Here is a 22,637-nt window from a genome sequence, read left to right as displayed (position 1 = left end):
GCAACCAGGCAAACAACATGTGCGGACGTAGCTCAGCTGGTAGAGCACCACCTTGCCAAGGTGGATGTCGCGAGTTCGAATCTCGTCGTCCGCTCCACGGAAAAGCAGCTCCTCGGAGCTGCTTTTTTTATGCCCTCATCCAGCCAAGCGGGGTTACAGGGCCGCAATTCATCAGCCCACTTAATCTATAAGGCTAAGAAAAAATCGCTTTATCCAATGTGATTGGTCTCGCATAATGTACTGCGAACTCATCACCAATCGCCCCTTGGCAGGAGTACCCATGAATCAACAGACCGCTTCGCAGTCGGTCCTGAGGCGTAAGCCGATCGACGACATCGAAGAAGAAAGCAAGCACAGCGGACTCTTCAAGAGTCTTGGCCTCTGGCAACTGACGGCCATCGGCGTTGGCGGAATCATCGGCGTCGGCATCTTTTCGCTGGCAGGGCTGGTGGCCCATGGCGACGCCAACAACCCCGGCGTGGGCCCGGCGGTACTCATTTCCTTCCTGGTGGCCGGCCTCGCCTCCGGTGCGGCCGCACTGTCCTACGCCGAATTCGCGGGAATGATTCCGCGGGCCGGTTCTGCCTACACCTACGGGTACGTCGCCCTCGGGGAGATCATCGGCTGGTTCATTGGCTGGGACCTCCTGCTGGAGTACATCGCGATCGTTGCCGTCGTCGCCATCGGCATCTCCGGCTACTTCGACGCCTTCCTGTCAGGCATTGGCATCCACATGCCCACGTGGATGACTTCCACTGCGGATGAAGGCAAAGGCGGCGTCATCAACCTGCCCGCCATCCTCGTGTGCCTCCTGGTCACCTGGATCCTCAGCCGGGGAACCAAGGCCTTCGGCCGTTTTGAACTCGTGGCGGTAGCCATCAAGGTGGTCCTGATCCTGTTCATCATTGGACTGGGCATCTTCTACATCAACACCGAGAACTTCAACCCGTTCATGCCCAGCGGCTTCGGTCCGGTCCTGGCCGGCGCAGCCACGGTCTTCTTCGCCGTGTTCGGCTACGACGCCATGAGTACTGCCGCCGAGGAAGCCAAGGATGGCAAGAAGCACATGCCCAAGGCAATCGTGCTGTCACTGATCATCGCCATGTTGCTCTACGTGGCCGCCACCCTGGTGCTGACAGGAATGCAGAACTACAAGGACATCGATCCCAAGGCCGGCTTCGCTTCGGCCTTCGCAGGAGTAGGCCTGCCCGTGATCGCCACGATCATCTCGGTGTTCGCCGTCCTTTCCATCCTCACGGTAATGCTCACGTTCCTTCTGGGCGTCACGCGCGTCTGGTTCTCCATGAGCCGGGACGGGCTCCTGCCGGGTTGGTTCGCAAAGACGGACAAACACGGTACCCCGCAACGCGTCACCTGGATCGCCGGCATCGGTTCAGCCTTCCTTGCCGGGGTCTTCCCCATCAAGGAAGTCGCGGACCTGACCAACGTCGGCATCCTTGCGGCCTTCGTGGTGGTCTGTGTCTCGGTGATCGTCTTCCGCTACACCAAACCCAATGCACCCCGGACCTTCCGGCTTCCCCTCATGCCCGTGGTCCCCGCGTTCGGTGTCTTGGCGTCGGCCTTCCTGATGGCCCAACTGCACTGGCAGACGTGGCTCCGCTTCGGCGCATGGCTCATCATCGGTTTGATCATCTACTTCTTCTACGGCAAAAAGCACTCCTTGATGAACCCGGACAGTCCACGTCATCTGGAGTCCAGTAAGCCCTTGGCGTAGCGGACTACCGGATCCTTGGCACCCCCGCCGACTGGTGTTAGGGTCACTCTCGGAGGAGCGAACTGGCTCCGCGACGGAAAGGAGGTGCCCGTGGGATTAATTGACGACCTGAAGGGCAAGGCTCAGGGTCTCATTCAGGGCAACGAAGAAGCCATCCAGAATGGCATCGAAAAGGCCGGAGACTTCATCGACGAAAAGACCGGCGGCAAGTTCGCCAACCAGGTCGATGCTGTCCAGAACGCCGCTTCCGATTTCGTGGCCAAGTCAGATGGGGACGCCGGACAGGCTCCCGTCGCGGATGAGCCAAAGCAGCCATAGCTGCCTGAGCCGCCACACCAGATACGTCAAGGGGGCACCGGTCCCGCCGAGAGGCGCCGCCGGTGCCCTTGGCGTTTAACGAACCGCACCAGGGCAGGCCCTCGGGTAGTTTGGAGAGTATGCCTTCACCCTCTTCAGCGGTCCAACGCCCCACCAGCAAAGAGGGACTCGGCCCACCCCTTTCCGCCGGCATCGTGACGGCGCTGGTCGGATTCACCTCCTCCTTCGCCGTGGTCCTCGCAGGCCTGCGCGCTGTGGGCGCCAACCAAGAGCAGGCCTCCAGTGGCCTCCTGGCGCTGACCCTGACCTTTGGACTTGGCATCCTATGGCTGTCGTGGCGGTCCAGGCTCCCCATAACCCTTGCGTGGTCCACCCCTGGCGCGGCGCTCCTCGCCTCTGCAGGAATGGTCGACGGCGGCTGGCCCGCGGCAGTAGGAGCCTTCCTGGTCGTCGGGGTGCTGATCCTCCTGACAGGCCTGCTTCCCGTGCTCGGACGGCTGATGACCAGGATTCCCACAACCCTCGCCCAGGCCATGCTTGCCGGCGTCCTGCTCCCGTTGTGCCTTGCCCCGTTCAAATCACTGGGCTCCGCTCCCCTCCTGGTTGGCCCCGTGGCGCTGTGCTGGTTGCTGATGATGAAGTTCGCGGCACGCTGGGCGGTCCCTGCTTCCCTGCTCGTGGCACTGGGGGTCATCGGCATCCATATGGGGTTGAATGGCGTCCAACTCCCCCTCGATTCACTGATGCCACGGCTTGAATGGACCACACCGGCTTTCACGGTGGAAGCCGCAGTCGGCATTGCCCTGCCTCTGTTCATCGTCACCATGGCGTCGCAGAACATTCCCGGCGTTGCGGTCCTGAAGTCGTTTGGATTCACCACCCCGTGGCGGCCGTCCATGCTGGTGACGGGAGCCGGAACACTTGTGGGTGCGCCCTTTGGCGGCCACGCCATCAACCTTGCTGCCCTCAGTGCCGCCTTGGCGGCTGGGGAGGAAGCCGGACGGGACCAGGGCAGGCGCTGGATCGCCGCCTTCACCTCCGGCGTGGCCTATCTGCTTCTGGCAGTCTTTTCCGCGGCCCTTGTCACGGTGGTGGCCGCCGCGCCTTCGGGCCTCCTCGAGGCGGTTGCGGGCCTGGCACTGCTCGGCACCCTGGCCTCCTCCATCTCTTCGGCACTGGCCGTTGCCGAAGACCGCATTCCCGCATCGGTGACCTTCCTCCTCGCTGCCTCCGGGCTCAGCTTCGCCGGAATCGGTGCGGCTTTCTGGGCGTTGGCCGGCGGCATCCTCATCCGCTTGTTGCTGAAGTCAAGGGAACCACTGCAACCGCGGTAACGGTGGCCAATGAAATGACCGCCCGGGCAAAGCCCGGGCGGTCATTTTGAGTCAGGTCCTGAGGGATCAGGCGGGCTCGTGGTTCTGCCCCTCACGGGCCAGCGCGGTCAACCTGGAGACCGCCCGGAAGTACTTCTTCATGTAGCCGCCACCCATCATTTCTTCGGTGAAGAGCTTGTCGAACGGGACACCGCTGGCGAGAATGGGCACATCCTTGTCATACAGGCGGTCGGCAAGGACAACGAACCGCAGGGCGACGGCCTGCTCCGTAATTGTTTCCACATCCCGCCAGACCACGGCCTCGATCCCGGAAATCAACTGGCGGTAGCGGCTCGGGTGCACGCCGGCGAGGTGGTCCACCAAGGTGCGGAAATCGTCCACCGCCACGGTCTTGCCGTCGAACTCTGCCTGCATGCGGTGCTTGAGTTCTTCGGTCTTGAGTGGCGCAGGAGCGGCGGGCAGGCCGCGGTGCCTGAAGTCTTCGCCATCGATCCTCACCACATCGAATTGGTCGGCGAGGACCTGGATTTCCCGCTGGAAGTCAACAGCCGCGAAACGGCCTTCACCCAGGGAACCCGGCAGCGTGTTGGACGTAGCAGCGAGCTTCACGCCGGCGTCGGCCAGTTCCCGCATGAGGCGGGACATCAGGACGGTGTCACCGGGGTCGTCCAGTTCGAATTCGTCAATGCACACCAGTTTGTAGCTGCTGAGCGCCTCCACCGTCTTCCGGAAGGACAACGCGCCAACCAGGTTGGTGTACTCAACGAACGTACCAAAAGCCTTCGGACCCGGGGACCTGTGCCACAAGGAGGCCAAAAGGTGGGTCTTGCCCACACCGAAGCCGCCGTCGAGGTAGATTCCAGCCCGGGTGGCAGCTTTCTTGGCAAACAACTTCTTGAAGAGCCCGCCGTTGTCATCGGCTCCGACGCTGTCGGCAAATGCCGAGAGCAGCTTGACCGCGTTGGCCTGGCTGGGCTGCGAAGGGTCCGGTCGGTAGCTGTCGAACGAAACCTCGCCGAACCGCGGAGAGGGGTAGAACCCTTTAAGGAGCTCTTCCACTGAGACTGCCGGTGTGCGGGCAGCCAATTGTTCGATCTGTACCACGGTGGTCCGTTCTTCAGGTTGTGGGTCCCCAGCAAGAATACCGGCATCGGGGGCTCCACGAACGGGCACGTGACCAAAGCCATGTTTCACCATGTGAACAGCCGGGAAGCATTGGCTGCGGCCCGTGGTTAGTGTTGGGAGCAAGCCGGGCAGGCAAGTGCAGCACCATCGAAGTGCCTGGCTCCGTCCAATGTCAGTGAAAGGCCACCAGCATGTCCTACCCCGTTGAACAGAACGAAAAGTTCGCCGCTTACGCGAACCCCGAACGACTCGTATCCACCGAATGGCTCGCCGCAGCACTGGCAGAGGGCGCCCTCGCCGACGGCAAGCTGGTGGTCGTGGAGTCCGATGAGGACGTCCTCCTGTACGAAACCGGGCACATCCCCGGCGCCGTCAAGATCGACTGGCACACCGACTTGAATGATGAAGTCACCCGCGACTACGTGGACGGCGCAGCGTTCGCGGCGTTGGTTGCCGCCAAGGGCATCTCCCGCGACAGCACGGTGGTTATCTACGGCGACAAGTCCAACTGGTGGGCCGCGTATGCCCTGTGGGTCTTCACACTGTTCGGCCACGAGGACGTGCGCCTCCTCGACGGTGGCCGCGACAAGTGGATCGCCGAGGGCCGCGAACTCACCACCGACGTCCCTGCCCCGGCTGCCGGAAGCTACCCGGAAATCGAGCGCAACGACGCCCCCATCCGCGCCTTCAAGGAAGACGTCCTGGCCCACCTCGGCAGCCCGCTGATCGATGTCCGCTCCCCCGAGGAGTACACGGGCCAGCGCACCCACATGCCCGCGTACCCCGAGGAAGGCGCCCTCCGTGGCGGCCACATCCCCACTGCCGCATCCGTTCCCTGGGCCAAGGCAGCAGCCGAGGACGGCACCTACCGCACCCGTGAAGAGCTCGAAGCCCTTTACCTCGGCGACGCCGGACTGCAGGCGGGCGACGACGTCGTGGCCTACTGCCGCATCGGTGAACGCTCCAGCCACACCTGGTTCGCACTGAAGTACTTGCTGGGCTTCGACTCCGTACGCAACTACGACGGTTCCTGGACCGAATGGGGCAACGCGGTCCGCGTTCCGATCGTCAAGGGCGCGGAACGCGGTTCTGTTCCTGCAGCCCTGGTCCGTAACTAGCGCGTCATCCGGCGGAGCAGTGCGTAAGCTGGAAGTGATGAGTACCAACACTTTGCCCGCCGCGTTGGCGGAAATCGTCGATGACTTCCAGGCACTGTCCGAGCCGGAGCGCCTGCAGTTGCTGCTTGAGTTTTCCCGTGGACTGCCGGAACTGCCGGAGCGCCTCACCAACCATCCGGAATTGCTGGAGCAGGTTGTCGAGTGCCAGTCCCCGCTGTTCCTGACCATCGAGTCCGAGAAAAACGGGACGGACCCGGCTGGTGCCCGTGCCTACCGGTTGTTCTTCAAGGCACCACCGGAGGCTCCCACTACGCGTGGGTTCGCCGGTGTCCTGCATGAGGGACTCGATGGCCTGACGGCACAAGAGATCCTTGCGGTTCCGGACGACATGCCGGAACTGCTGGGATTGACCCGGGCCATCACTCCCCTGCGCATGCGCGGAATGACGGCCATGCTGGGACGCATCAAGCGGAAAGTGGCAGCGGCCAGCAGGCTGGAACGCTAGGCCATGGCCAAGAAAGCGGCTTCACAGGGAACGCCGGCCACAGCAGCTTTGACTGCGGCCGGCGTTCCTTTCGTTGCGCACCCCTACGCCCACGATCCCTCGGCCGCCAGCTACGGGCTGGAAGCCGCGGAAGTCCTGGGCATGGACCCTGCCAGGGTCTTCAAGACGCTCATGGTGGAAGTCGAAGGCCGGCTCGCTGTGGGCATCGTTCCCGTGTCCGGCAACCTGGACCTCAAGGCCGTGGCGGGTGCGCTCGGCTCCAAGAAAGCCGCCATGGCCGATCCCAAGGCCGCCGAGCGTCGCACGGGCTATGTCCTCGGTGGGATCTCCCCCTTGGGGCAGCGCCAGCCTTCCCCCACGGTGCTGGATGAGTCGGCGTTCGCCTTCGACACGATCCTCGTTTCAGGTGGCCGCCGCGGCCTGGACCTTGAACTGTCTCCGGCCGACCTCGTCCGCCTGACCCAAGCCGTCACGGCAAGGATCGGTACCGTCAAGAACTGAGGTCCCCCGATCCCGGCCGCGGTGCGGGGTCTCCCGGGTTGTTGCGGGGAGCCAGTTGCCGTTGCAGCCAGGACGCGACAAGGCGTTCCCACTTGCCCGGGTCGACGTTCCATTCCTTGGTGTGGCGCGCCCCGTGGAAGGGTTCGAACGTCACCATTTCCGGGTTCTTCTCCGCCAGGCTCGCTGAGGGTTCAAAGGGCACATAATCGTCGTCGACGCTGTGGATCACCAGTGTGGGCGTTCGCAGCTCAACTGCCCTGGCTTCCCAGTCCATCGCTTTGAGGTCAACGGGTGCGGCGAGGCCGGTCAGTCTGCGTCCCAGCGGATGGGTGAGCATCAGCTGACCGTACCTGCCCACGTTGTAGGGAATCTTGTTCATCTCGGCGTGGTGGGCCATGACATTGACCCAGTTGATGACCGGGGCATCGAGCACCAGCGCACGGATCAGGTGCCTGTGCTTGGCAAGGTCTGCTGCCTGAAGGCTGATGGCTCCGCCCATTGACCATCCAAACAGAACCACTTCTTCGGCCCCATGTTCCAGGGCGTACTCGATCGCGGCTTCCACATCGCGCCATTCCGTAGAGCCAAGGCCGTACCTGCCGTCCAGGGCGGAGGGCGCCAGGCCGTCGTTCCGGTAGGAAACCAGCAGGCTGTCCAGGCCCAATGCCTTGGCCGTCCGCACCGCCCGCAGCCCCTCAAGCCGGTTGGCACCCCGGCCATGCACCATGATCGCCCAGACTTTCGCGGGTGCCGCCGCGTCCGCCCTGACCAGCCAGGCCGGAGCCTTGCCGCCGTCCACTGCAATGTCCACGTCCTCGGCAGCCAGCCCGATCGCTGCCGGGTCAGGATAGACGGCACCGCTCCACCAACCGCGCCTTGCCCCGGAAAGGTCTCCACTGTAGACCTGCTCCACCTCGCGGAGCACGGTCTGCTCGGCCGGCGAATAGGACACGATCCTGCCGATCCTGGCATGCCCCCTGCCGCCGTCGAAGAAGAGGCTGAAGACGCCGTCGATCGTCGTGTCCGGCGTGGCGGCGAGGATAACCTGTGGCCCCTTGTCCCCCCGGATCACCGCCAGGACCTCCTGGTCCTCGTTACGTGCCGCCGGCGTAATGACCCGGCGCGCGAAATAGACCGCGAGCGCCGAAGACCCTGCTCCCACCAAGGCCGCGAGGGACCCTCCGGTGAGGATTCCCGCGATGGCCCATTTGGCGCGAAGGGAGAGGGTGGAGTCTGCAGAGTCGCCCGCTGGCGTGTTCTTCGATGCCATGGCTCCATTCTCTCTGCTCGGTCGCCCTGGTGCGCACACGCCTGCGTCGGGCGGAGGAGAATTGCTGGTCAAAAGCCTGCGGTGTGGAGTTCGGCGGGTCTACGCTGTAGCCATGAGCGATCCCATCGTCATCCTGACAGAAGAGCCCCTGGGGCACGACGACCGTGCGAACATTGCCAAACTGCTCGACGACGGCGACGCGCCGATCGTCGTCCTGGTTCCGGCCAACACTGAGCGGCATCTCCTGGTGGACTTCCTGGAGAACCTTTCATTGCTTGATATCGCCAAGGCGTTCAAGGAACTTGGCGCGAAGTCGCCGGACCCGCAGGTTGAGCGGGCGGAGGCTTCGGAGGCGCTTGCAACGTCGTTGGCTGCCCTCGCCGGCTTGGGCAGCGGCGTCACCGGCGAGATCGTGGACGGCGGTGCCGTGGCCGGCCTGGTGTCCAAGGTAAGGTCCCTTGAGGCCGCCCAGGCGGTAGTGGTCACCCGTCCGCATGCCATTGCCGACACTTTCCATACGGACTGGGCCAACAAGGCCCAGGACCAGCTGGGACTCCCGGTGCTGCATCTGTATGCCGGTTCGGGATTTATCGGCGACTCGTGAGCGTTGCATAAGACATGACGTCATCTGAGAACACCAGCGCGCCCGTGGAGAAGTCCGATGCCCAGTGGCGCGAGGAACTGACCCCTGACGAGTACCGTGTGCTGCGGCAGGCCGGAACCGAGCGTCCCTACACGGGCGAGTACTGGGACACCCACACAAAGGGCGTCTACCAGTGCCGTGCCTGTGGCGCCCAACTGTTTACCAGCGGCGAGAAATTTGATTCCCACTGTGGCTGGCCCTCCTTCTGGGCGCCGCTGGCCGAGGGAACTGTCCGCTATTTGCACGACCGGACCCTTGGCATGGAACGCATCGAGGTGCGGTGCGCCAACTGCGATTCCCATCTTGGCCACGTCTTTGAGGGCGAAGGCTATGACACCCCCACCGACCAGCGGTTCTGCATCAATTCAATTTCGCTTCGCCTGGTGGAGACCGACGCCTCCTGATCGCTCCGGTGCGGGCTCCGGTCGGGAGCCCGCACCTTTCAGTGGCTTCCGCTGGAGCTTGAGGGTCCACCGTCTACGTTTTGCAACAGTATCTCTTATGCTCCACCCGATTTTGAATAAGCGATGCTTCTCCCGTTGCTACGCTCGCCTCAGAAGCATTACCTACTTCGAAAGGGCTGAGTTCCATGACAACCATCGCTACCTCCACCCTTCCGCTTGTCACTGCCGACAACGCGGACTGGAAAGCACTCAAGGCCGCTGCCACGGCCCTCCAGTCGTACCAGGAGCAGGACGGTTCCATCGCCGATCCCGCGGTCCACGCCGAAGCTGCTGCCCTCGTGGCCGCCCTCACCGAGGCAATCACCAATCTGGCACCCAGCTTCCCGCACGACGCCCTCTACCTGGAGCTCCTCGTTGCCGACTTCGCACGCTGGGCCAAGGACGGCTTCGGCGTTCCGGACTTCCTCGACTCGCTCCAGGCCTTCCAGCCGCAGCAGCAGCGCATCGACGGCCTGCAGCACCTGGTGGTGTTCCCCATGTACACCCAGAACGGCAGCACCAACCGTCTGGTGGAGGCCGTCCTGATCGAGGTCATCTGGCCGGAGTTCATTGGCGGCCTGGAAGCCGGCGAGTACTCCAACAAGCTCTTCGTACCGATCCGGTTCGTCGATTTCACCGCCGGTTACGACACCAACTCCGCCGTACTCTTCCCGGAAACGGTCGCAGTCCGGGAGACCCCGACGTTCACGTGGGGTGCCATTTTTGCCGACCGCGAAGCGGCCCGTTTCCGGCGCGTCCTGAAGGCAGCTGCCGCAACCACCTCCCTGGAACTGCCTGAGGACGCCGCCCAGCTCCTCGAAGACCAGGAGCTGACCCAGCGAACCTTTGTCATGTGGGACCTCATCCACGACCGCACCCACATGCGCGGCGACCTGCCGTTCGATCCGTTCATGATCAAGCAGCGGATGCCCTTCTTCCTCTACTCCCTCGAGGAACTCCGCTGCGACCTGACCGCCTTCCGCGAAGCGGTCCGGATCGAAAAGGACGAAGAGGCCGACGCGGACGCACGCAAGCACGCGAAGCTGGTCCAGTACGCAGTGATCTTTGACCGGATCTTCCGGTTCGCCATCACCGGCAACCGCGTCCGGAACTACGACGGCCTGGGCGGCCAGCTGCTGTTTGCGTGGATGCACCAGCACCGCGTGCTCCACTGGACCGACAGCAAACTCAGCATCGACTGGGAGGAAGCTGCCGCCGTCGTGGTTGAACTGGGTGCCCGCATCGAGGACCTGTACTGGCGCTCCATCGACCGGCCGAAGGCCGCACACTGGATTGCCGCCTACCAGCTCATCTCCGAGACCGTCACCCCGCACCCAGCCTCGGTATGGGCCAAGGGCCCCGACGCGCTCCCCCTCGCCGGACCGCCGCGGGCACTGACCGACCAGGTCCTCGACGACGAATTCCCGCTGTCCATGTTCTACGAGGCACTGGAGAAGAAGATGCGCCCCGTCATCGAGTCCACCACCGGCATCACAGGTGCGATGGCGGCCTGATGCCACCACTGACAGTCCTTGTGACCGGCGGTAGCAGCGCTTCGGGTGTAGCCACCGCGCGGGCGTTGGCGGCCGCCGGCCACAAGGTATTCACTGTCGGCTCAGACTCCGCCAGGATCGGCGCGGCCGCCCACGACGCCGGACACGGCGTAACGCCGCTGACATGCGACCTGGCGAGTTTGGCGGCCGTCCGCGAGCTTGACGCGACCCTTCGCGGACTGGGCGTGGAACGTGTGGATGGACTCATCCACCTGGTGGGAGGCTGGCGGAGCGCCACCGGCATCGAAGACCAGGGCGACGACGATTGGGCGGACCTGGAATCCAGCGCCATCACCACCGTGCGCAACGTCTCCCGCGTCTTCTACCGGCAGCTGGCATCCTCACCCACCGGGCGGTTTGCCATGGTGTCATCGACGACGGCGGCAGCTCCCACCGCGGCAACGGCAAGTTACGCCGCAGCCAAGGCAGCGGCCGAGGCGTGGACCCTGGCGGTTGCGGAAGGGTTCGCGCGGGACCAACAAGGCGACGGCAACGGGCCGGCGGAGCAACGGAGCGCAGCGGTGGTCTTCGTGGTGAAATCCCTCGTGGACGCCGGCATGCGGCGTGCCAATCCCGGCCGGGAGTTTCCCGGCTATACCGACGTCGAAGACCTGGCGACCGCCGCCGTCGGGCTCTTTGACCAGCCCGCCGACTCCCTGAACGGCCAGCGGATCCTCCTGGCGAAATAGACTTGAAAGCGTGAATGAACAAGTGACGAGCACAACAGAAGCTATCCACTCGGCAGGCAGCACAACGGATAACAGCCGGCTGCACAACCCTTCGGTCCGCGGATTCGCATCGGACAACTATTCCGGCGTCCACCCCGAAGTCCTCGCGGCCTTGGCCAGTGCCAACGGCGGACACCAGGTTTCCTACGGCGAGGACGTTTATACCGCCCGCCTGCAGGAGGTCATGGAGCAGCAGTTCGGTCCTGGAATTGAATGCTTCCCGGTCTTTAACGGCACGGGCGCCAACGTCCTGTCCCTGCAATCGCTCCTGCCCCGCTGGGGAGCCGTCGTGTGTGCGTCAACGGCGCACATCAACATGGACGAAAACGGTGCGCCCGAACGCATCGGCGGCATGAAGCTCCTCCATGTTCCTACCCCCGACGGCAAGCTCACCCCGGAGCTCATTGACCGCGAAGCTTGGGGCTGGGGTGACGAACACCGGGCACAGCCATTGGCCGTTTCCATCACGCAGACCACGGAACTGGGTACCTGCTACTCCCCGGAGGAAGTCCGCGCCATCGCCGACCATGCCCACGCCAAGGGCATGAAACTGCACATGGACGGCGCCCGGCTGGCGAATGCGGCGGCGCACCTGGGCGTCCCCCTGCGCGCGTTTACCCGCGATGCCGGTGTAGACATCCTGTCCTTCGGCGGGACCAAGAACGGCCTGCTGTTCGGCGAAGTGGTGGTTGCCTTGAACCCGGATGCTGCGCACGGCCTGAAGTACCTGCGCAAAATGAACATGCAACTGGCCTCGAAGATGCGCTTCATCTCCGCTCAGTTCATCGCCCTGCTGGAGGACGGACTCTGGCTGCGCTCGGCCGGCCACGCAAACGCCATGGCATCCCGCCTGCGCACGGCCATTGACGGCATTGACGGAGTGCAGTCCACCCAGGAAACCCAGTCGAACGGCGTCTTTGCCATCCTTCCGGAAGGCGTTGCGGACCGGCTCCGTTCCTCGTTTGCCTTCTACGACTGGGACGCAGCCCGGCGCGAGGTGAGGTGGATGTGCTCTTTCGACACCACCGAAGATGACATCGACGCGTTCGTCTCTGCCATCAAACGGGAGTTGGCCGCCGGATAATGCCGCATTCCGGGGCGGCGAGCCTGCACAGGATCGCCGCCCCGGGCACATAATCTGCGATGGTGAACGCCCTCGCACAGGTTCCCGCGGATTTTCTCTTTGCCTTGGGAACGCTTCGAAAAGCACAGTGCCGCAGCGAATTGCGGCTGGACGAGATCCCTGCTCCCGCCCGGTTGGCGCCGTATGCCGTTGCCCTTGGCGCAGAGGTCTTCCGGCCCACCGCCGCCACCCGCCGCGTCCCCGTCCACGGACCAGCCGCCAAGGCCTTCGTCGACAACACCGGCGGGAGCCCGTCTGACGACGAAGACGACGAACTGGCTACCGGCCGCTTCATCCTGCTCCATGATCCGGATGGCTCTGCGGTCTGGGAAGGCGAGTTCCGGATCGTTACCTACATCCGCGCCCAGATGGATGCGGAAATGGGCAATGACGCGATGTTGGGCTCGGTCGCCTGGACCTGGCTGGTTGAAGCCCTTGAGAACCACGCCGCACCATACCGGGCGGCGGGCGGCACTGCCACCCGCATCCTGTCGGAAAGCTTCGGCACCCTGGCCGAACGCCCGGACACCATCGACATAGAACTCAGGGCGTCCTGGACGCCCGCAAACTCCAACGTCCAGGCTCACCTGGAAGCGTGGTCGGACATGGTTTGTACCTTCGCAGGCCTTCCCCCTTTGCCTCCCGGGGTGACCGGCCTGCCCAACAGGAGGCTCAATTGACCCCAGCCACCACCCCTGTCCCGGCCGTCTCCGGCGGGTATCGGTAAGCTTAAGCAATCATGACCCCTGAAAACCTGGAAAAAACCACTGCCGGCGACCCGGTTGCTGATCCCACAACACACATCAAGGTTGAAGGCTTCGACGGCCACGTACCTGTTGTCATTGAGCTGGACACGCCCCGGGAGGGCGTGCCGTTGGTCATTGACACCCCGTCCGGCCTGGAGCGCTGCGCAGCTGCCATCGCGGCAGGGACCGGGCCGGCTGGCGTCGACGCAGAACGGGCGTCCGGTTTCCGCTACGGCCAGCGCGCCTTCCTGGTGCAGATCCGCCGGGAAGGAGCCGGGACTTGGCTCATCGACCCCGAACCCTTCGACAACCTGGACATCGTCAACGACGCCCTCCGCGGTGTTGAGTGGATCCTCCACGCGGCCACACAGGACTTGCCGTGCCTGGCTGAACTGGGGATGTGGCCGGACAAGCTGTTCGATACCGAATTGGCCGCCCGTCTGGCCGGACTCCCCCGCGTAGGACTCGCCGCAGTCATCGAGCAATTGCTCGGCTTCGGCCTCGCCAAGGAGCACTCCGCGGCAGACTGGTCCACCCGGCCCCTCCCTGAGCCGTGGTTGCGGTACGCGGCCCTCGACGTGGAAGTCCTTGCCGAACTCCGGGAGGAACTGATCGAACTCCTCGAAGCCGACGGCAAGCTCGACTTCGCCGAGCAGGAGTTCGCCGGAATCCTCGCCGCAGGCATCGCCCCGCCGCGGGTGGATCCCTGGCGCAAGACCTCAGGCCTCCACCAGATCCGCGACCGACGTCAACTGGCCGCGGTCAAGGAACTCTGGCTGGAAAGGGACCAATTGGCGCGCAAACGCGATGTTGCCCCCGGCCGCCTCATCCCCGATTCCGCATTGGTTGCCGCAGCCAAAGCCCTGCCCACCACGGTTCCCCAGTTGCTGGCCACCAAGGGCTTCCACGGCAGGTCCGCACAGCGCGAGGCCCCCAGATGGCTGCGCTGCATCAGTGCGGCACGCACCCTGACCGACTTGCCGCCCCTGCACCTGCCCACCAATGCCCCGCCACCCCCGCGTGTCTGGGTTGACCGGGATCCCGAAGCCGCAGCACGCCTGGCTACGGCCAGGCCAGCCCTGCAGGAAAAAGCGGACACGCTGAAGCTGCCCGTCGAGAACCTGCTCACCCCGGACTACCTCCGCCGCGTCATGTGGCGGCCGCCGTCGGATGCCTCACTCGAAACAGTGTCCACTGAATTGCGGACACTGGGTGCACGCGAGTGGCAGATCGCCCTGACCGCGCCCATCCTGGCCGAGGCCTGCCTCAACCCGCAGCCGCTTCCACCCAAGGAGCCCAAGGAGCCAAAAACCAAGGACGCATCCTGACTCCATGCCAAAAGGAGGCCCGCTTCCGAACCCCGGTTCGGAAGCGGGCCTCCTGCGTTTTCCCAGCCTTGCATGCTAAGTTACTGATGAGTAACATAGCAGCAATGCCACCCGGTAACCGCCCCGCGGTCCCGGCACCATGTCTCGATGAGGAGTACCGCATGAGTCCCACCCGCACCGCTACACGGAACATCCGCGACGTCGTCTTCGTGGACGGCGTCCGCACGCCCTTCGGCAAGGCCGGAGAGAAGGGCATCTATGCCGGAACGCGCGCCGACGACCTCGTGGTGAAATGCATCCGGGAGTTGCTCCGCCGCAACCCCTCCCTCCCGGCCGGGCGTGTTGACGAGGTAGCCATCGCGGCTACTACCCAGACCGGAGACCAAGGCCTCACCATCGGCCGCACCGCCGCCCTCCTCGCGGGGCTTCCGCGAACGGTTCCGGGCTTCGCGATCGACCGCATGTGCGCGGGCGCCATGACCGCAGTAACGACGACGGCGAGCGGCATCGGCTTTGGCGCGTACGACGTCGTCATCGCCGGTGGCGTGGAGCATATGGGCAACCACCCCATGGGCGCCGGAGCCGATCCCAACCCCCGGTTCATGTCCGAACGGCTGGTGGATCCGGCAGCGCTCAACATGGGCAACACAGCTGAGAACCTGCACGACCGCTTTCCCGCGATCACCAAGGACCGGACGGATGCCTATGCGGCCGCCTCGCAGGCCAAGCTGGCCGCAGCCTACGGCAAGGAACAGATCCAGGGCGACCTGGTGCCCGTGGCCACCCTCAAGCCCGGCCAAGGCTGGTCCCTCCACACTATGGACGAGCCACCGCGTCCAGGGACCACCGTTGAGGATCTGGCCGGGCTGCGGACACCGTTCCGCGCCCACGGCCGGGTCACCGCCGGCAACGCCGCCGGATTGAACGACGGCGCCACCGCCGCGCTGCTCGCCGCCTCCGACACTGCCGAAGAGCTCGGCCTGCCGGTCAAGATGCGGTTGGTCTCCTACGCATTCGCAGGGGTCGAGCCGGAAGTCATGGGCATCGGACCCGTTCCGGCCACCGAAAAGGCCCTCAAGAACGCCGGACTTGGCATCGACGACATCGGGCTGTTCGAAATCAACGAGGCCTTCGCCGTTCAGGTCCTGAGCTTCCTGGATCATTTCGGGATCGCGGACGACGATCCCCGCGTCAACCGCTATGGCGGGGCGATCGCCGTCGGGCATCCCCTGGCCTCCTCGGGAGTCCGCCTCATGAACCAGTTGGCACGTCAGTTCGAAGAAGATCCATCGGTGCGGTTCGGCATCACCACCATGTGCATCGGCCTCGGCATGGGAGCCACTGTCATTTGGGAGAATCCGCACCACGCCGACTACGGAACCAGCACACGCACCACAGAAGGAGCCGCCGCATGAGCGCCAACGACTTCCGGAAACTTGCCGCCCTGTTCCCGGACGAGGCAGTGACACACTCCTATGTGCAGGACATCGAACTGCCAGGCGGTGCCGGAACTTTTGCCCTCGTCACCCTGGATAACGGGCTGGACCACTCCAAGCCCACCACGCTGGGCCCCAACACGCTGGTGGAGCTCGGCAACGCCCTCGAGGGGCTCCGGGATCGCGCAGGCCGCGGCGAGATCGTGGGCGTCGGCGTCACCGGCAAACCCTACTTCCTGGTGGCCGGCGCGGATCTCTCCGCGGTGAAGAACCTCAAAGAACCTGACCACGGCCTCTGGATGGCACAGCTGGGCCACGAGGTCTACGCCACCCTGGCCAACCTCGGCGTGCCGAGCTTCGCCTTCATCAACGGCCTGGCGCTCGGCGGCGGCCTGGAAATCGCGCTGCAGTCCAACTACCGGACGGTGTCAACCGGAGCAGGCGCCCTCGCCCTTCCCGAAGCTTTCCTCGGACTGGTGCCCGGCTGGGGTGGCGTCTACATCCTCCCCCGCCTGATCGGCCCGGAGAACGCCGTCAAGGTGATGATAGAAAACCCACTGAGCAACAACCGCACCTTGACCGGACCCCAGGCTTTCGAACTGGGCATCGCCGATGCCATGTTCGAACCGGCCGATTTCCTGGAGCAGTCCCTCGCATGGGCTGCGAGCGTTATCACCGGCCACACCACACCCATGCGGAAGAACGCCGTCGACCCTTCCGAAGAAGCCGTGGCCGGCCGTTGGGCCTCCTCAGTGGGGGCAGGACGGGCGTTCGTGGAGTCCAAGACCTCCAACGCTTCCCCGGCACCGGCAAAGGTCCTGGACATCATGGAAGCCAACCGGACCATGAGCCAATCCGAATCGGCCGCCCTTGAGTGCGAAACGCTGGCGTACCTGATGCAAACGGACGAGTTCCGTTCCACCGTCTATGCCTTCCTTGACCTCGTCCAGAAGAGGTCAAAGCGCCCGGCAGGAGCTCCCGACCGGAAACTTGCCCGGCCCGTCACGAAGGTGGGCGTAGTGGGCGCCGGCCTGATGGCGAGCCAACTTGCCCTCCTCTTCGCCCGGCAACTCAAGGTGCCCGTGGTCATGACGGATATCGACCAAGCCCGCGTGGACAAAGGCGTGGCCTACGTGCACGCCGAAGTGGATAAACTGCTCGCCAAGAAGCGCATAAAGCCCGACGCCGCCAACCGCACCAAGGCGCTGGTCACTGGTTCGGTCTCGAAAGCAGCCTTCAGTGACGCCGACTTCGTGATCGAGGCCGTGTTCGAGGAACTAAACGTCAAGAAGCAGGTCTTCGCCGAAGTGGAAGCCATCGTTTCCCCCGAATGCATCCTGGCCACGAACACCTCTTCGTTGTCCGTCACCGCCATGGCGGAGGACCTTCAGCATCCGGAACGCCTTGTGGGATTCCATTTCTTCAACCCCGTGGCCGTCATGCCGCTCCTGGAAATCGTCAAGGCCCCCGCCACGGACGACGCCGTCCTGGCAACGGCCTTCGAGCTCGCCAAGGGCCTGAAGAAGACTGCGGTACTGGTGAAGGACGCGGCTGCCTTCGTGGTGAACCGTGTCCTCCTCCGCCTCATGGGCGAAGTCATCGCAGCCTTCGACGAAGGCACCCCTGCCGATGTGGCAGACACCGCACTGCGCCCCATGGGCCTGCCCATGACACCGTTCACCCTGAGCGCCATGGTGGGCCTCCCCGTCGCCCAGCACGTCCAGGAATCGCTCCATGCAGCTTTCGGCGACCGGTTCCCCGTGTCCCAGAACCTGCAGAAGCTGATCGACAACGGGATCACCACGTTGTGGGTTCCGGACGCCGCCGGAACGCCCGCCATCCCTGCGGAGACCCTCGCTATCCTGTCCTTTGGAAGCACCCCGTCCACCGGCGCCGACGTCCTGCGTCGGACGCAGGATGCGCTGGCGGAAGAGATCGGGCTGATGCTTAAGGAGGGGGTGGTGGCCGGACCGGAGGACATCGATCTCTGCATGATCATGGGCCCAGGCTGGCCGATGTTCCTGGGTGGGATCACGCCGTACCTGGACCGCGTGGGCGCCTCGGAAAGAGTGAACGGCAAGCGGTTCCTGGCCCCCGGGGTGGCCTCCGCGGCGGTCTAGTGACGCGGCGGCGGCCTGGCGGCAGCGCAGGGTCCGCCACAGACGCCGGAAGGGCCGGGGAACGGATTTTCCGTTCCCCGGCCCTTCGCTGCCTACGAGGCGCTTCTGCATCGCTCCGCTGGGTGGCCGTCCACCACCTGACTGTCCGCTAAAACAAGGCCACCTTCGGAGACTTCGGGAAGATCCCATCCAGTTCTTCGCGTTCCTCCTGCGTGGGCACCCACCGCACGGCTTCGGCATTCTGGCGAATCTGTTCCGGCTTGGTGGCGCCTGCGATGACACTGGCCACGCCCGGCTGCGCGGCAAGCCAAGAGAAGGCAAGCTCCAGTTCGCTGAGGTCACGTTCCTTGGCAAACTGGCCGAAACGGCCCAACTGCTCCCAGTCGGCGTCGTTCACCAGGTTGGTCCGGGTGTGGCTCAACCGCGAACCTTCCGGTGCCTTGCCTGCCGAATACTTGCCCGTCAGCAGACCGTTGGCCAGGGGAAAGTAGGGCAGGACGCCCAAGGAGAACTCCACCGCCGCGGGCAGGACTTCCAGTTCGGCCCGGCGGTCCAGCAGGTTGTAGTGGTTTTGCGTGGAGATAAACCGTGCTCCGCCCAGCTCCCTTGCGACGTACTCGGCCTGTGCGATCTGCCATCCCGCGAAGTTGGAGTGGCCTATGTACCGGACCTTGCCGCTGCGCACCAGGTCGTCCAGCGCGGCCAGCGTCTCCTCGATGGGCGTGGCGGCATCCGGGGTGTGGAACTGGTAGAGATCGATCCAATCGGTGCCGAGGCGCCGGAGGGAAGCCTCCACGGCCTGGACGATGTACCGGCGGGACCCCCGGGCGCCGAAGTCGTTCCCGTTGGCACCGCGCATGTCCATGCCGAATTTGGTTCCGATCACCACGTCGTCCCGGCGGCCCTTCAGCGCCTTTCCGAGCATGGTTTCGCTCAGGCCCGCCTCCCGGCCGTAGACATCGGCGACGTCGAAGAAGGTCACGCCAGCGTCGATCGCGGCATGGACTACCCCGTCCGTGCCTTCCTGGGACTCCGTGGGAGTATTGGCCCGGCCCAGGTTGTTGCAGCCCAGCCCAACAGCTGAGACGGTCAGTCCTGAGTGGCCAAGGCGTCGGTATTCAGTCATGAAGCCAGCCTATAACGCACACCCCGGACACATAGTCACCCGAGGCAACAATGTCAGGTGCCAGGGGTGCCAGGCGTTCCGTAGCCGATCCCGGACTCCTCCATGGCATCCTCCAGTTGGGCAATGGCCACTGGTCCCATGCCATGCAGCTTCGAGGTCTCCAGCTCGCCGAACTCGGCCAACTGCTCCAGGGTTTCAATGCCTTGGTGGGCCAGCGCACGTCTGGCAGGAGCCGCCAGGCCCTTGGGAAGCGGTGTGTGTCCTGGCCAGTTGCTCTTGTGCGGCATGGGAGATCCCTCTTTGTACGGTTGCGGCCTGCGATGGCTGGTACTTAGAGCGTAAAGCCAGCGCCTTGCTTGGGCGAGTGCTTCACCTTGAATGCAGTGAGATCGCTGTGCGGGGCGGCCGCGATGCTGAGCTTGGTGAAGTCCAGATCCTCGTTGCGGATGCAGACCTTGATGGCGTTGACCGCTTTGGTGACATCCGGGCACAGGCAGAAAACGTTCAGGCGGGAATTGCCGATGTCCGTGCGGTCAACAACCCCGAGACCCCGCCAGGCAAGCTCGCCCGTCAGCGCAGCCTTCACCTTGCGTTCCAGATACCTGTCCCGCTCGGTCCCGTCCTTGCTCTTCAACGCGAACTGCGCCACCACCCAGAACTGTTCGGCTTCGGGAATCACGGCGTAGCCGTCTTCCGCGCACTGGGCCGCGAACGCCGCCATGAGCCCTTCCGGGGACGTCTCGCCGTCGATCCCCGATTCTTCGGTGCGGCTCTGGTGGCCCACCACGCCGTAGTTGACCACGAACTGCTGATCGTCCTCGTCGTACCAGGCCTCACGAAAATGCAGGACGGCGTCCTCGTCCCGCTTGTAGGTGCGGATGATGCCGCTCATGCCCGTCCTTTCCTGAACCACTCCGCGCTGGCGCTCTCCGGCGCCGAAACGTCGAAGGGGGCTTCCATCGTGCTTACTGCGACCACAAGGGCCGCACATTCGTCCCGCATTACCGCCACTGTTTCAACGGGGTAGTCCATCTGTACCAAGTGGTCCTCGAACTCATCCTCGTCGTCAACGAAGACTCCGCGGGTAGCCGAGCGGATCACATCGAGATCCATGTCCACCATGTGAAATTCCGTGACGCCGGGCCGGATGGTTTTCCAGTGGTGGGCTGTAGCAAGATCCACATAGATCCTGAAGTCCCCCGGATAGGTGTCGTCGTAGAACGTTGCCACATACTCCCCTGCACGGGGCACCAGCAGGACGGCATCGGATGCCGTGTAGAAGGCAGCCCCTGGCCGGGAACAGAACTCCCCTTGGCCCTGGAAGATCCACCAGCCGTGGATGTCCTCGCCAAGGTACCGGCCCGGCACTACCCAATGGGCCGTGCCGTCCCATTTTCGGTTGCGCGCCACCACGAGGTCGCCCGGCTGCAACGCACCCGGTTCGCGTCCGGCGGTCACAGCGTGGGCAGGCTTCCCGTGGTGGGGTGTTCCTGCCCCGGGAGGGGCCTGGCAAACGGAACCTTTGTCCCCAAAACCTGCGCAACGACGTCGTGCGCTATCTTTTGGGCCGTCAAACCTACCCGCTCCAGCACCTGGCTGCGGGAGCCGTGGACCAGGAATTCCACGGGCAGGCCTACCTCGTTGAGGGCCGTGTCCACTCCGGCCGCGCGCATTTCCTGCCGGATGCGGGAACCCACGCCGCCAGCACGGACACCGTCTTCGATGCAGATCACCAGGCGGTGGCGGGCAGCCAGGGCAATGATCGACTTACGCACCGGGAGGACCCATCGCGGGTCGACCACAGTGGAACTGATGCCCTGCGCTCCCAAGCGGCCTGCCACATCCAGGGCCAGCTCGGACATGGCTCCGACGCTGACAATCAGGACGTCGTTTTCGGTTGAGCCCTCGGGCCGACGGGCAAGGATGTCCACGCCGTCCTTCAAGCGTTCGATCGCTTCAATTTCCGTTCCGACGCTCCCCTTGGAGAAACGCACCACCGTGGGGGCATCGTTCACGGCAACGGCTTCCCGGAGTTCCTCGCGAAGGCGCGTGGCGTCGCGTGGCGCGGCAAGATGCAGGCCGGGAACAATCTGGACCATGGCCATGTCCCACATGCCATGGTGGCTGGGACCATCGGGTCCCGTCACGCCGGCCCGGTCAAGCACCACAGTGACGCCCGCCTTGTGGAGGGCCACGTCCATGAGCAATTGGTCGAAGGCGCGGTTGAGGAACGTAGCGTATACCGCCACTACCGGATGCAGCCCGCCGTAGGCCATCCCGGCCGCGGACGTCAGTGCGTGCTGCTCGGCGATGCCGACGTCGATCACGCGCTCCGGGTGCCGCTCGGCAAACTTGTGCAGGCCGACAGGAATGAGCATGGCGCCAGTGATACCGACGATGTCCTTCCGCTCATCGGCAATGTCGGCGATTTCCTCGGCGAAGACCGACGTCCACGAACGCGCACCCGGAGTCTCGGCCGGCTCGCCCGTTTCGGGATCGATGATGCCCACGGCGTGGAACTGGTCGGCCTCGTTGGCCAGGGCAGGAGCGTAGCCGTGGCCCTTCTCCGTCATGGCGTGGACGATCACCGGCCCCCCGTACGCCTTGGCCGTGTTCAGGGCATTCTCCAGGGCCTGCAGGTTGTGGCCGTCCACCGGCCCGATGTACTTCATGCCGAGGTCCTCGAACATGCCCTGGGGCGCCCACCAGTCCTTGACGCCCTTCTTCATGGCATGGAGGCTCTTGTAGGTGAACTGCCCCACCGGGCCGCCGCTCTGGAGCCGCTTCTTCCACCAGTCGAGCATGCGCTCATACGCCGGGGCCGTCCGCAGGGAATCGATGGTGGGCCGCAGGGACGCCAGGTAATCGGCCAGGCCGCCTACCGTCGGCGCGTAGGAACGGCCGTTGTCATTGACCACGATCACCACGCGGCGGCGCTTGTCCGCGGCGATGTTGTTGATGGCTTCCCAGGTCATGCCGCCGGTCAGGGCACCGTCGCCGACAACGGCGACGACGAAACGGTCACCTTCTCCAGTCAACTGGCGGGCACGCGAAATGCCGTCGGCCCAGGACAACGACGACGACGCGTGGGAGCTTTCCACAATGTCGTGTTCGGATTCCGCGCGGTCAGGGTAACCGGAGAGGCCACCTTGCTGCCGGAGAGTACTGAAGTCCTGCCGTCCGGTCAGCAGTTTATGGACATACGACTGGTGGCCGGTGTCGAAGACGATGCTGTCCCGCGGCGATTCGAAAATCCTGTGCACGGCCATGGTCAATTCCACAACGCCCAGATTGGGCCCCAGATGTCCGCCGGTCGCGGCCACGTTGGTAATCAGGAAGTCCCTGATCTCTCCTGCCAGCTGGTCCAGCTCGGAACTGGACAATTCAGCCAGATCCTGTGGATCCTTGATGGTTTCCAAGAGTCCCAAGGGCCCTCCTTACGGTCAATGACGTGCTTGTTAACTTTAGCGCGTTGCCGGTGGCCC

General features: G+C 64.5%; 22 protein-coding genes and 1 tRNA gene. 16 read left to right on the top strand and 7 right to left on the bottom strand.

The genetic code is table 11. The features are described from left to right. Nucleotides 1–21: 21 nt before the first annotated feature. The 4 genes from ACIQT2_RS09820 to ACIQT2_RS09805 all read left to right on the top strand — a co-directional run bounded on the left by ACIQT2_RS09820 (nt 22) and on the right by ACIQT2_RS09805 (nt 3,387). A tRNA-Gly gene (locus ACIQT2_RS09820) sits at nt 22–97 on the top strand. Between the two features lie 183 nt (nt 98–280). Next, the gene (locus ACIQT2_RS09815; protein ID WP_402945906.1) at nt 281–1,735 is read left to right on the top strand and encodes an amino acid permease; all 1,455 of its coding nucleotides are present in this window, start codon (nt 281–283) and stop codon (nt 1,733–1,735) included. An 84-nt stretch (nt 1,736–1,819) separates the two neighbouring features. Then, entirely contained in the window at nt 1,820–2,053 is a 234-nt protein-coding gene (locus ACIQT2_RS09810) for an antitoxin (RefSeq protein ID WP_402945904.1), read from the top strand. Nucleotides 2,054–2,172: 119 nt separating this feature from the next. Next, nucleotides 2,173–3,387, top strand: a complete 1,215-nt coding sequence (locus ACIQT2_RS09805) for a benzoate/H(+) symporter BenE family transporter (protein ID WP_402945902.1) — start codon at nt 2,173–2,175, stop codon at nt 3,385–3,387. A gap of 66 nt (nt 3,388–3,453) precedes the next feature. On the opposite strand, the gene zapE is transcribed toward ACIQT2_RS09805, so the two are convergent. Further along, nucleotides 3,454–4,491, bottom strand: coding sequence for a cell division protein ZapE (zapE, locus tag ACIQT2_RS09800; RefSeq protein WP_400334745.1), 1,038 nt, complete (start codon nt 4,489–4,491; stop codon nt 3,454–3,456). Between the two features lie 212 nt (nt 4,492–4,703). Between zapE and ACIQT2_RS09795 the strand changes: the two genes are divergently transcribed. Genes ACIQT2_RS09795 through ybaK form a run of 3 tightly spaced genes read left to right on the top strand, consistent with a single transcriptional unit; the run spans nt 4,704 to nt 6,636 of the window. Next, nucleotides 4,704–5,630, top strand: coding sequence for a sulfurtransferase (locus ACIQT2_RS09795; RefSeq protein ID WP_402945901.1), 927 nt, complete (start codon nt 4,704–4,706; stop codon nt 5,628–5,630). A gap of 37 nt (nt 5,631–5,667) precedes the next feature. After that, nucleotides 5,668–6,135: a SufE family protein gene (locus ACIQT2_RS09790; protein ID WP_400334501.1), complete on the top strand. Its 468-nt coding sequence runs from the start codon at nt 5,668–5,670 to the stop codon at nt 6,133–6,135. A 3-nt stretch (nt 6,136–6,138) separates the two neighbouring features. Beyond that, nucleotides 6,139–6,636 carry a Cys-tRNA(Pro) deacylase gene (ybaK, locus tag ACIQT2_RS09785; RefSeq protein ID WP_402945899.1) on the top strand — a complete coding sequence of 166 codons (498 nt, stop codon included), beginning with the start codon at nt 6,139–6,141 and terminating at the stop codon, nt 6,634–6,636. Here the strand turns inward: ybaK and ACIQT2_RS09780 are convergent. Then, nucleotides 6,626–7,906, bottom strand: coding sequence for an alpha/beta hydrolase family protein (locus ACIQT2_RS09780; protein WP_402945897.1), 1,281 nt, complete (start codon nt 7,904–7,906; stop codon nt 6,626–6,628). The genes ybaK and ACIQT2_RS09780 overlap by 11 nt on opposite strands. A 112-nt stretch (nt 7,907–8,018) precedes the next feature. Here ACIQT2_RS09780 and ACIQT2_RS09775 point away from each other — a divergent pair, with 112 nt between their 5' ends. The 9 genes from ACIQT2_RS09775 (at nt 8,019) to ACIQT2_RS09735 (ending at nt 18,026) form a co-directional block, all read left to right on the top strand. Next, complete coding sequence (locus ACIQT2_RS09775; RefSeq protein ID WP_400334507.1) at nt 8,019–8,510, top strand: hypothetical protein; 492 nt, start codon at nt 8,019–8,021, stop codon at nt 8,508–8,510. 14 nt (nt 8,511–8,524) lie between these two features. Continuing rightward, nucleotides 8,525–8,953: a peptide-methionine (R)-S-oxide reductase MsrB gene (msrB, locus tag ACIQT2_RS09770; protein ID WP_400334509.1), complete on the top strand. Its 429-nt coding sequence runs from the start codon at nt 8,525–8,527 to the stop codon at nt 8,951–8,953. A 185-nt stretch (nt 8,954–9,138) separates the two neighbouring features. Then, on the top strand, nt 9,139–10,506 hold the full coding sequence (locus tag ACIQT2_RS09765; protein ID WP_402945895.1) for a DUF6421 family protein: 1,368 nt from the start codon (nt 9,139–9,141) through the stop codon (nt 10,504–10,506). Continuing rightward, a complete protein-coding gene (locus tag ACIQT2_RS09760; protein ID WP_402945893.1) occupies nt 10,506–11,234 on the top strand; it encodes an SDR family NAD(P)-dependent oxidoreductase in 729 nt (242 codons plus the stop codon). Before ACIQT2_RS09765 ends, ACIQT2_RS09760 begins: the two co-directional genes overlap by 1 nt. A gap of 10 nt (nt 11,235–11,244) precedes the next feature. Next, complete coding sequence (locus ACIQT2_RS09755) at nt 11,245–12,357, top strand: threonine aldolase family protein (RefSeq protein WP_402945891.1); 1,113 nt, start codon at nt 11,245–11,247, stop codon at nt 12,355–12,357. Nucleotides 12,358–12,416: 59 nt separating this feature from the next. Further along, complete coding sequence (locus tag ACIQT2_RS09750) at nt 12,417–13,076, top strand: DUF3000 domain-containing protein (protein ID WP_400334517.1); 660 nt, start codon at nt 12,417–12,419, stop codon at nt 13,074–13,076. A 59-nt stretch (nt 13,077–13,135) separates the two neighbouring features. Next, on the top strand, nt 13,136–14,470 hold the full coding sequence (locus ACIQT2_RS09745; protein ID WP_402945888.1) for an HRDC domain-containing protein: 1,335 nt from the start codon (nt 13,136–13,138) through the stop codon (nt 14,468–14,470). Between the two features lie 161 nt (nt 14,471–14,631). Then, nucleotides 14,632–15,885: a thiolase family protein gene (locus tag ACIQT2_RS09740; protein ID WP_402945886.1), complete on the top strand. Its 1,254-nt coding sequence runs from the start codon at nt 14,632–14,634 to the stop codon at nt 15,883–15,885. After that, nucleotides 15,882–18,026, top strand: coding sequence for a 3-hydroxyacyl-CoA dehydrogenase NAD-binding domain-containing protein (locus ACIQT2_RS09735; RefSeq protein ID WP_402945884.1), 2,145 nt, complete (start codon nt 15,882–15,884; stop codon nt 18,024–18,026). The genes ACIQT2_RS09740 and ACIQT2_RS09735 overlap by 4 nt, the downstream gene beginning before the upstream one ends. A 148-nt stretch (nt 18,027–18,174) precedes the next feature. Here ACIQT2_RS09735 and ACIQT2_RS09730 read toward each other — a convergent pair whose 3' ends face one another. The 5 genes from ACIQT2_RS09730 to dxs are packed head-to-tail and all read right to left on the bottom strand — an operon-like array spanning nt 18,175 to nt 22,580. Next, complete coding sequence (locus ACIQT2_RS09730; RefSeq protein ID WP_402945882.1) at nt 18,175–19,152, bottom strand: aldo/keto reductase; 978 nt, start codon at nt 19,150–19,152, stop codon at nt 18,175–18,177. 53 nt (nt 19,153–19,205) lie between these two features. Beyond that, complete coding sequence (locus ACIQT2_RS09725; protein WP_402945880.1) at nt 19,206–19,439, bottom strand: hypothetical protein; 234 nt, start codon at nt 19,437–19,439, stop codon at nt 19,206–19,208. 44 nt (nt 19,440–19,483) lie between these two features. Next, nucleotides 19,484–20,044 carry a hypothetical protein gene (locus tag ACIQT2_RS09720; protein WP_402945878.1) on the bottom strand — a complete coding sequence of 187 codons (561 nt, stop codon included), beginning with the start codon at nt 20,042–20,044 and terminating at the stop codon, nt 19,484–19,486. Beyond that, nucleotides 20,041–20,610 carry a DUF402 domain-containing protein gene (locus tag ACIQT2_RS09715; RefSeq protein ID WP_402945876.1) on the bottom strand — a complete coding sequence of 190 codons (570 nt, stop codon included), beginning with the start codon at nt 20,608–20,610 and terminating at the stop codon, nt 20,041–20,043. Before ACIQT2_RS09715 ends, ACIQT2_RS09720 begins: the two co-directional genes overlap by 4 nt. Beyond that, on the bottom strand, nt 20,607–22,580 hold the full coding sequence (dxs, locus tag ACIQT2_RS09710) for a 1-deoxy-D-xylulose-5-phosphate synthase (RefSeq protein WP_402945874.1): 1,974 nt from the start codon (nt 22,578–22,580) through the stop codon (nt 20,607–20,609). The genes ACIQT2_RS09715 and dxs overlap by 4 nt, the downstream gene beginning before the upstream one ends. Nucleotides 22,581–22,637: the final 57 nt, after the last annotated feature.

Source organism: Paenarthrobacter sp. NPDC090522, assembly GCF_044769225.1.
Lineage (GTDB): Bacteria > Actinomycetota > Actinomycetes > Actinomycetales > Micrococcaceae > Arthrobacter.
The sequence above is the reverse complement of the archived record's forward strand: the minus strand, read 5'-3'. Positions and strand labels throughout refer to the sequence as shown.

What these genes read in the sequence shown, in the direction of transcription:
- ACIQT2_RS09815 (WP_402945906.1), top strand. Translation starts at nt 281, where the DNA reads ATGAATCAACAGACCGCTTCGCAGTCGGTCCTGAGGCGTAAGCCGATC.
- ACIQT2_RS09805 (WP_402945902.1), top strand. Translation starts at nt 2,173, where the DNA reads ATGCCTTCACCCTCTTCAGCGGTCCAACGCCCCACCAGCAAAGAGGGA.
- ACIQT2_RS09795 (WP_402945901.1), top strand. Translation starts at nt 4,704, where the DNA reads ATGTCCTACCCCGTTGAACAGAACGAAAAGTTCGCCGCTTACGCGAAC.
- ACIQT2_RS09790 (WP_400334501.1), top strand. Translation starts at nt 5,668, where the DNA reads ATGAGTACCAACACTTTGCCCGCCGCGTTGGCGGAAATCGTCGATGAC.
- ybaK (WP_402945899.1), top strand. Translation starts at nt 6,139, where the DNA reads ATGGCCAAGAAAGCGGCTTCACAGGGAACGCCGGCCACAGCAGCTTTG.
- ACIQT2_RS09780 (WP_402945897.1), bottom strand. Translation starts at nt 7,906, where the DNA reads ATGGCATCGAAGAACACGCCAGCGGGCGACTCTGCAGACTCCACCCTC.
- ACIQT2_RS09775 (WP_400334507.1), top strand. Translation starts at nt 8,019, where the DNA reads ATGAGCGATCCCATCGTCATCCTGACAGAAGAGCCCCTGGGGCACGAC.
- msrB (WP_400334509.1), top strand. Translation starts at nt 8,525, where the DNA reads ATGACGTCATCTGAGAACACCAGCGCGCCCGTGGAGAAGTCCGATGCC.
- ACIQT2_RS09765 (WP_402945895.1), top strand. Translation starts at nt 9,139, where the DNA reads ATGACAACCATCGCTACCTCCACCCTTCCGCTTGTCACTGCCGACAAC.
- ACIQT2_RS09760 (WP_402945893.1), top strand. Translation starts at nt 10,506, where the DNA reads ATGCCACCACTGACAGTCCTTGTGACCGGCGGTAGCAGCGCTTCGGGT.
- ACIQT2_RS09750 (WP_400334517.1), top strand. Translation starts at nt 12,417, where the DNA reads ATGGTGAACGCCCTCGCACAGGTTCCCGCGGATTTTCTCTTTGCCTTG.
- ACIQT2_RS09745 (WP_402945888.1), top strand. Translation starts at nt 13,136, where the DNA reads ATGACCCCTGAAAACCTGGAAAAAACCACTGCCGGCGACCCGGTTGCT.
- ACIQT2_RS09740 (WP_402945886.1), top strand. Translation starts at nt 14,632, where the DNA reads ATGAGTCCCACCCGCACCGCTACACGGAACATCCGCGACGTCGTCTTC.
- ACIQT2_RS09735 (WP_402945884.1), top strand. Translation starts at nt 15,882, where the DNA reads ATGAGCGCCAACGACTTCCGGAAACTTGCCGCCCTGTTCCCGGACGAG.
- ACIQT2_RS09730 (WP_402945882.1), bottom strand. Translation starts at nt 19,152, where the DNA reads ATGACTGAATACCGACGCCTTGGCCACTCAGGACTGACCGTCTCAGCT.
- ACIQT2_RS09725 (WP_402945880.1), bottom strand. Translation starts at nt 19,439, where the DNA reads ATGCCGCACAAGAGCAACTGGCCAGGACACACACCGCTTCCCAAGGGC.
- ACIQT2_RS09720 (WP_402945878.1), bottom strand. Translation starts at nt 20,044, where the DNA reads ATGAGCGGCATCATCCGCACCTACAAGCGGGACGAGGACGCCGTCCTG.